This is a genomic window from Sporosarcina sp. 179-K 3D1 HS (genome assembly GCF_047228905.1).
In the GTDB taxonomy this organism is placed as follows: domain Bacteria; phylum Bacillota; class Bacilli; order Bacillales_A; family Planococcaceae; genus Sporosarcina.
In genome coordinates, this window is record NZ_JBFEGI010000006.1 from 188,963 (window position 1) to 196,988 (window position 8,026).

At 49.1% G+C, this 8,026-nt stretch carries 6 protein-coding genes; 1 reads left to right on the top strand and 5 read right to left on the bottom strand.

Annotation, left to right across the window (positions count from 1 at the left end; genetic code table 11):
- Positions 1–2 precede the first annotated feature (2 nt).
- The 5 genes from narI to AB1K83_RS10395 all read right to left on the bottom strand — a co-directional run bounded on the left by narI (position 3) and on the right by AB1K83_RS10395 (position 7,001).
- Positions 3–683 carry a respiratory nitrate reductase subunit gamma gene (narI, locus tag AB1K83_RS10375; protein ID WP_413058120.1) on the bottom strand — a complete coding sequence of 227 codons (681 nt, stop codon included), beginning with the start codon at positions 681–683 and terminating at the stop codon, positions 3–5.
- Entirely contained in the window at positions 676–1,245 is a 570-nt protein-coding gene (gene narJ / locus AB1K83_RS10380) for a nitrate reductase molybdenum cofactor assembly chaperone (RefSeq protein ID WP_413058121.1), read from the bottom strand. The genes narI and narJ overlap by 8 nt, the downstream gene beginning before the upstream one ends.
- Positions 1,238–2,836 (bottom strand): nitrate reductase subunit beta, encoded by a 1,599-nt coding sequence (gene narH, locus AB1K83_RS10385; RefSeq protein WP_413058122.1) that lies wholly within the window; start codon positions 2,834–2,836, stop codon positions 1,238–1,240. Before narH ends, narJ begins: the two co-directional genes overlap by 8 nt.
- Complete coding sequence (locus AB1K83_RS10390; RefSeq protein ID WP_413058123.1) at positions 2,826–6,503, bottom strand: nitrate reductase subunit alpha; 3,678 nt, start codon at positions 6,501–6,503, stop codon at positions 2,826–2,828. Before AB1K83_RS10390 ends, narH begins: the two co-directional genes overlap by 11 nt.
- A gap of 288 nt (positions 6,504–6,791) precedes the next feature.
- Positions 6,792–7,001 carry a hypothetical protein gene (locus AB1K83_RS10395; RefSeq protein WP_413058124.1) on the bottom strand — a complete coding sequence of 70 codons (210 nt, stop codon included), beginning with the start codon at positions 6,999–7,001 and terminating at the stop codon, positions 6,792–6,794.
- A 185-nt stretch (positions 7,002–7,186) separates the two neighbouring features.
- Between AB1K83_RS10395 and AB1K83_RS10400 the strand changes: the two genes are divergently transcribed.
- Positions 7,187–7,768, top strand: coding sequence for a uracil-DNA glycosylase (locus tag AB1K83_RS10400; RefSeq protein ID WP_413058125.1), 582 nt, complete (start codon positions 7,187–7,189; stop codon positions 7,766–7,768).
- Positions 7,769–8,026 lie beyond the last annotated feature (258 nt).

Here is an 8,026-nt window from a genome sequence, read left to right on the forward strand (position 1 = left end):
GCTCAATTCGGACTATTCTTTCTATAAAGGATATAGCTTCTGCCCACATAATTCAAAGGAACACTCCATACGTGGACAAGCCTGGTGAAAGGCCACATGGCAAATATTAAAAATCCGGATAAAATATGCAGTTTGAATGCGAGCGGGACAACGGTCATATAGGCAGACTCCGGTTGAAAGATTAGAAGCGAGCGGAACCAGACCGAAATCGAATCCCTATAATCAAATCCCGGATTCAGATTATTGGTCACCAGGGAGCTATAAACCCCGATGAAGACGATGAAAAGAAGCAGCATATTGACAATCATATCGGAGGCGGAAGATAATTGCCGAACACTTTTATTCGTAATTCTCCTCGATGTTAAAATGATCATCCCGATCAATGTCACTACTCCAAAAAAGCCGCCGCCCCAGACAGCTCCCATATGATACATATGATCGCTGATGCCCATCGCCCGGGTCCACGTTTTCGGTATGCCCAAGCCGGCAACATGGCCCAAAATGACCGGAATGATCCCTAGGTGGAACAGGAGACTCCCGATCATCAATTGCTTTTTTTCAATAAACTCACTCGACTTGGCGGTCCATCCAAATTGGTCATTCCGATAACGGAAAATATGACCGACGATAAATACTGCCATACAGACATAAGGGAAGATGACCCATAGAAACTGTTCACTCATTTGCAGGCGCCTCCTGTCGAATACAGGTTTTAAACGTTTCTCTCATTCCTCTGATCAAATAGAAGTACGGACTCTCGAATTTTTCAAGTGCCTTCATCAAATAGTAGGAACCGTCTTCAATGACGGCGAGCAGCAAAGAGAAGCTTTGCGGAGCCCTTGGATCGCCCCTCCATTCCGCCGCATAAATGAACTCGCACATGAGTGGAAGGAAGTCGGACAGCTCGCCATCCGGCATGTTGAGCCCGAACATTTCATACAGGACTTTCAACCGGGCCAACATCTGTCCGCGCTCTTTGGAGTCACCGTATTTGATATACGTCATGAATAACGTGGTCTCTTTTTGAAAATCGAATGTATATGTGTACAGTTCCTGTATTTCATCCAAGCTATAGTCATGCATGAGTCGCCAGTACGTCGTGACATCCTCATAGAACGGATCGGAAGAGTCAAAGGACCCTTCCAGAACCGATGGATGAAAGGTGGTTTTCCCAGGGTATGTCAACTGGTTGGCAAAAAATCCGGCAGCTTGCTTCACTTCATATAACCGGTTGAGATCAATCACGCCAAATCCCCCCGTAGAAGTTTTCTTCATAAATCTCTTTCCCCGTTTTCATCGGGTTGACCGGACCACAGCCATCACAGTTTCCATCCGACCCCATGACGGAGTAGCTAAACTGGCTAGGTGTCGTGCCCATACTGTAATCGCCCATTCCATCAAAACCTGCAGAGCCTTGGGAACGGTAGGCATTCATATGCCCTTCCTTATGGGAAGTCGGGATGACGAACCGGTCTTCATATTTGCCGATTGCCAATAGACGATACATCTGTTTTGTCTGATGGGCTGTCAGTCCGACACGTTCCAGCCTCGATTCATCGAATTCCTTGCCTGATGAAATGGCCCGCATATAGGAGCGCATCATTGCCATCCGTTGCAATCCGCCTTTCACTGTCTCCACATCTCCTGCCGTCAGCATATTCGCAAGGTATTGGATCGGAATCCGCATCTCTTCGATGGCAGGGAAAATGGCGTCCGGATTGTTGATGGAGTCTTTCCCTTCGAAGTAATTCATGATCGGACTCAGCGGCGGCACATACCAAACCATAGGAAGCGTCCGATATTCCGGATGGAGCGGGAAGGCTAGCCGATACTCGATGGCCAGCTTATAGACCGGCGAGTTCTGGGCAGCCTCGATCCATTCTTCCGTAATGCCGTCTTTCCTTGCCTGCTCAATCACGTCGGGATCATACGGATCCAAGAACAAGTCGCATTGCGCTTCATATAGGTCGGTCGGATCCGGGGTTGACGCCGCTTCCAACACACGATCAGCGTCGTATAACAAAACGCCTAGGTAACGGATCCGGCCTGTGCATGTTTCCGAGCAGACTGTCGGCAACCCGGATTCGATGCGCGGGAAACAGAAGGTACATTTTTCAGCTTTATTCGTTTTCCAATTGAAATAGACTTTCTTATAAGGGCAGCCGGTTGTGCAATAGCGCCAGCCCCGGCATGATTCCTGGTCGACGAGGACAATCCCGTCTTCATCACGCTTGTAGATAGCCCCAGCCGGGCAAGAAGCTACGCAACTAGGATTCAAGCAATGTTCGCATAGCCTTGGCAAATACATCATGAAGGCCTGTTCAAAGTTAAACTTGATTTCTTCTTCAATCTTTTCGATGTTCGGATCGGTCGGTCCTGTAATATGTCCACCGGCTAGCTGGTCTTCCCAGTTCGGCCCCCATTCCGGGTCCATATATTCCCCGCTGACGATCGATTTTGCCCGTGCGACTGGCGTATGTTCGCTATCGCCTGCCATTGTCAGTTTTTCATAATCGTATGTCCACGGTTCATAAAAGTCTTTCATTTCCGGCATATCCGGATTGTAGAAAATTTTCCCGAGCGCGATTTTGGAGAGCTTGGAGCCTGACTTCAATTCCAGCTTGCCGTTTTTCACATGCCAGCCGCCTTTGTACAGCTCCTGGTCTTCCCATCGTTTCGGATAGCCGATCCCCGGTTTCGTCTCCACGTTATTGAACCACATATATTCCGCGCCTTCGCGGTTCGTCCATGTCGTCTTGCACGTCACACTACAAGTATGGCACCCGATACATTTGTCCAGATTCATCACCATTGCAACTTGCGCTTTAATTTTCAAGCCAGTTGACCTCCTTCATCTTACGGACCGCCACGTACTCATCACGCTGATTTCCAATCGGCCCATAATAATTGAATCCGTAACTCAGCTGCGCGTAACCTCCGACCATTTGCGTCGGTTTCATGTGAATGCGGGTTGGTGCATTATGGCTCCCCCCGCGCTGCTCCGTAATTTCAGAGCCCGGAACTTGGATATGCTTGTCTTGGGCATGGTACATGAACATCGTCCCTTTCGGCATCCGATGGCTGACGACCGCTCGTGCTGTCACGACGCCGTTGCGGTTGTACACTTCCACCCACTGGTTGTCGTCGATGTCGTGCTCCTCTGCATCCTCCCTGGAAATCCAGACGGTCGGTCCTCCACGGAACAACGTGAGCATATGCTGGTTGTCCTGATACGTCGAGTGGATATTCCATTTTCCATGCGGCGTCAAATAGCGCAGCACCAAGGAATCCTGACCGCCGATAATCTGCTTATCCCGTGGACCGAAAACCATAGGAGGCAAGGTCGGTTTATAGACGGGCAGCGCCTCTCCGAAATCAAGGAATAACTCGTGATCGATATAAAAATGCTGTCTTCCTGTCAATGTCCGGAAGGGTACAAGGCGTTCAATATTTGTCGTGAATGGCGAATAGCGTCGTCCCAGTTTATTTGACCCGCTGAAGACCGGCGTCGGAATGACTTCCCTCGGCTGTGCCGTTATGGCGGCAAAAGTGAAACGCTCCGCCGCACGGTCTGCTGAAATGTCTTTCAGTTCAACACCTGTCTGATCCTCGGCCGCTTCAAACGCCCTTTGGGAAACCCGGCCGTTCGTTGCGGAAGAAAGCGTCAAGATCGTCTCTGCCACTTGTTTTGCCGTATTCAATTTCGGAAGGCCGTTTTTGATGGATTCGTCAAAGTAGACCCCGTTGATGCTCTTCAGCATTTCATACTCTTCCGCGACCGGGAAGCTGACGCCGTGCGCCCCCACTTTCCCTGTGGATAGGAGTGGTCCTAATGAGATGTATTTATCGTACACTTTCGTATAATCCCGTTCGACGATGGTCATGCCCGGCATCGTTTTTCCGGGGATCGCCTCCACTTCGCCCTTCTTCCAGTCTTTCACTTCACCGTAAGGCTGTGCGATTTCCTGCGAAGAATCATGGGCAAGAGGCGTCGTGACGAGATCCTTATAGATACCCGGCAAATGCGTTTTTGCCATTTCGGAAAATGTTTGAGCAATTGTCCGATAAATATCCCAGTCGGATCGCGACTCCCACAGCGGATCGACTGCCGGGTTGAACGGATTGACGAATGGGTGCATATCTGTAGAGGACAAATCGACTTTTTCATACCAAGTGGCCGCGGGCAAAACGATATCTGCATACAACGGTGTAGCGGTCATCCGGAAATCCAAGGCGACCAGAAGATCGAGCTTCCCTTCCACATCTTCGCGCCACACCATCTCATCGGGCTTCATGTCGTCATTTGGCGTAGCGAGTAAGCCGTCCGAAGCTCCGAAAAGATGTTTCATGAAATATTCCTGTCCTTTGGCGGAACTCGACACAAGATTGGAACGCCAGACGAACATCGTGCGCGGGAAATTCTCGGGAGCCCCCGGATCTTCGCACGCAAAACGGACTTCTCCTGATTTCAGCTTTTCAACCGTATGCTGGACAATTTCTTCCGTTGTCACAGCTCCTGTTTTCGCTGCCTCTTCGGCGAACAGCAAGCTGTTCTTATTGAACTGCGGGTAAGATGGAAGCCAACCGAGTCTCGCGGCGAGAATGTTATAATCAGCCGGATGTTCATACCGCGCCTTTCCACCCATCGGCGACATGAGTGGCTGGATCCCCATCTCTTCATACTTCCATTGGTCTGTCGCGAAGTAGAAGAAAGATGTTGCATTCTGGAGACGTGGCGGAGCTTGCCAGTCCCTTGCGAAAGCGACCGTACTCCATCCCTCGATGGGACGGCATTTCTCCTGTCCGACATAATGCGCCCAACCCCCGCCGTTCACTCCTTGTGAAGCGGTGAGCGTTACGAGGTTGAGGATGGAGCGGTAGATCGTATCGCTGTTGAACCAGTGGTTGATGCCAGCCCCCATGATAATCATGGAGCGCCCTCCTGTGTCGAGGGAATTCTGGGCGAATTCACGGGCGATCTGCGTTACCAACTCCGGTTTGACGCCCGTAATTTTCTGTTGCCATGCCGGTGTATAGAACGAATCCGGATCATCATAGCCCTTTGCTTCCAAGTCGCTACCGATCCGCCTGATGCCATATTGGCTCAACATCAGATCATGGACAGTTGTGACCCATTTTGCCGTCCCGTCTTTCAGGACGACTTTCTTGACGGGTATCGGCCGTCTGAAAGTGCCGTTTTCAGTATTATCGAAATATGGGAAAGCGATCTCTTTCCACTCTGCTCCATGGTCCACAAGCGACAATGCGGGTTCGATGCGTGACCCATCTTCATTTTCCAATATCAGATTCCATTTCACATCATTTTCCCAGCGCTGTCCCATTGTGCCGTTCGGGACGATGATCTCGTCTTTTGCCACCTCAAAAATGACCGGCTTCCATTCTCCATTCGCCGCTTGGCTGCCCAGGTCGCTGGCACGCAGGAAACGGCCCGCCTTGAAGGCTCCTTCCTCAAAATCATCCAGCATGATCAGGAACGGCATATCCGTATATTGCTTTGCATAATTCAAAAACATCGGTTCTTGGCGTTGTTCATAGAACTCGTTTAAGATTACATGAGTCATTGCCTGGGCTACGGCGGCATCCGTCCCCGGTTCCGCGCCGATCCAGTCGTCGGCATGGACGACACTCTCTGCATAATCCGGAGCGACTGAAACGACTTTTGTCCCTTTGTAGCGAACTTCCGTCATGAAGTGGGCATCCGGAGTCCTTGTGAGCGGAACGTTTGATCCCCACATGATCAAGTAGCCTGCGTTGAACCAGTCACTGGATTCCGGTACATCTGTCTGTTCTCCCCAAATCTGCGGAGAGGACGGCGGCAAATCCGCATACCAATCATAGAAACTGAGCATTTCCCCGCCAAGCAAACTGAGAAAGCGGGCCCCGGAGGCATAGCTGACCATGGACATGGCAGGAATCGGCGTAAATCCTGCAATCCGGTCAGGTCCATATTTCTGGATCGTGTAAATTAGCTGTGCGGAAATAAGCACAGTTGCATCCCGCCAGTCAACACGGACATGACCGCCCTTGCCGCGGGCTTTCTTATATTCGGCTATTTTTTCGGGATTTTCCACGATGCTTGCCCAAGCCTTCACCGGATCCTTAAGTTCCGTGACTGCTTGGGTCCACATCCGCCATAGTTTCCCTCGTATGTACGGGTATTTCACGCGTAAAGGGCTATACTCATACCAAGAGAACGAAGCCCCGCGCGGACATCCACGTGGTTCGAACTCCGGCATATCCGGCCCGCATGAAGGGTAATCGATTTGCTGGTTTTCCCATGTAATGATTCCGTTCTTCACAAAAACCTTCCAACTGCAGGATCCTGTACAGTTAACTCCGTGTGTCGTACGGACAACCTTATCATGCGACCAGCGCTGTCGGTACATATTTTCCCAGTCCCGGCTCTTTTCCTCGAGCACTGACCAGTTGCCGGAGTATCGTTCAATGGGTTTAAAATAATTCAAACCGAACTTTTTTTTCATTCGTCACGACACGCTCCTTCAAATTATTATTTAAATATAATCAATTAATAGTTAAATAGACTTTTACTACCTATACCCCCTATTCTAGAGAATATTCAACAATCCTTCCATTAGGGAAATTACTAATATAAGAAAGATTCTAATTCCATAGGGAGTAACCAATCTGAATTTGATTAGTGAAACAACAGATCAGGGAACAGTATAATGGGGATAACAACTGAGTCGTTACAAATAGAAAAAAAATGAAATCCTGTATCACCAGATGGTCATACAGGATTTCATTCTCACTTATCGGTTGCGCCTTTCGTTTCGATTGTTGTTTTCGTTACGATTGTTGTTGTCGTTGCGATTTTGGTTATTATCGCGTTGTGGGATGTCATCCAAAAAGTCCTGACCAAATTCCAAGTTATCCAATTCCCGGTTACGATTTTGGTCGTTGTTGCGATTTTGACGTTCCTGACGATCTTGGCGCTGACGATCCTGATTATTATCCCGCATTGAACACACTCCATTTTTTATTGTTAAGCGAATCGCTAAATCCGCTTACAACCTTTATATTGTCCCTTTTTATGAATTCAACCCGCATTTTCTCCTGCCAAAGAACGGTATTTTATGCTTTCACTCTTACAGTCCTTTTAAAAAAGTCGTTTTGGGTATGATAAGTATAGAAGGAGCGTGAGCCAATGAATTTATTCTGCCCTGAAATCTGGCTGGAAGAACTGCCACCCGAATCCGAAAAAAATTGCCAAGAATGTGGTTTATTTGAACATGGTACGCGCATGGTCTGGGGAGAAGGAAATCCCGAGGCTCCAATCATGGCCATTCTTGATAATCCCGGCGCACGGGAAAACCGGGAAGGAGAGCCGATGATTTGCGGTACACGGCAGACTCTTCAACAAGCAGCTTATGAAGCAGGATTGACAAAGGATTCCTTATACGTCACATACGTGTTAAAGAGGAAGCCTATCCGCGCGTACGATAAAGAAAAGGTTCGGCACATCTGTAGTCGCCACTTGACACAGCAAATGGAAAAACAACAACCGCGGCTCGTTCTTTGCCTTGGAAACGTGGCCGTTCAGACCTTTTTCCAAAACCTTGACGCGGAGGTAAAGCGGTTAAGAGGCAGCTGGTATGATGTTCGGGGCTATCGGACGACTGCCGCCTATCATCCGCTTGCGGCCAGGCGACGACCGAATCTGTATCCTTTGTTGGTGCAGGACTTGGAGTTGGTGGCGGCAGAGCTTGGGAAGCTTAACTCGGGATGATGGCTGTAGGATTATGAGCGGATGCAGGCGACTTATGGGCGGTGCAAGCGAAATATGAGCGAATTCCGGAAGTTATGATCGCCTATCTAAAGTTATGGACGATTTTTCAAAATTATGAGCACTCAAGCAAACTTATGGGCGGTTGATGGAAATTATGAGCGCGCCGGCATGGTTAAAGATTAAGTCCATATAATTGTGTAAATAGGAAAAGGCCTTTTCCATCCCCTGTGATAAAATGTTTTCAACCACGATAAACAT

Bases quoted from the DNA above. Each gene is read 5' to 3' on its own strand.
- AB1K83_RS10400 (WP_413058125.1), top strand. From the start codon at position 7,187: ATGAATTTATTCTGCCCTGAAATCTGGCTGGAAGAACTGCCACCCGAA.
- narI (WP_413058120.1), bottom strand. From the start codon at position 683: ATGAGTGAACAGTTTCTATGGGTCATCTTCCCTTATGTCTGTATGGCA.
- AB1K83_RS10390 (WP_413058123.1), bottom strand. From the start codon at position 6,503: ATGAAAAAAAAGTTCGGTTTGAATTATTTTAAACCCATTGAACGATAC.
- AB1K83_RS10395 (WP_413058124.1), bottom strand. From the start codon at position 7,001: ATGCGGGATAATAATCAGGATCGTCAGCGCCAAGATCGTCAGGAACGT.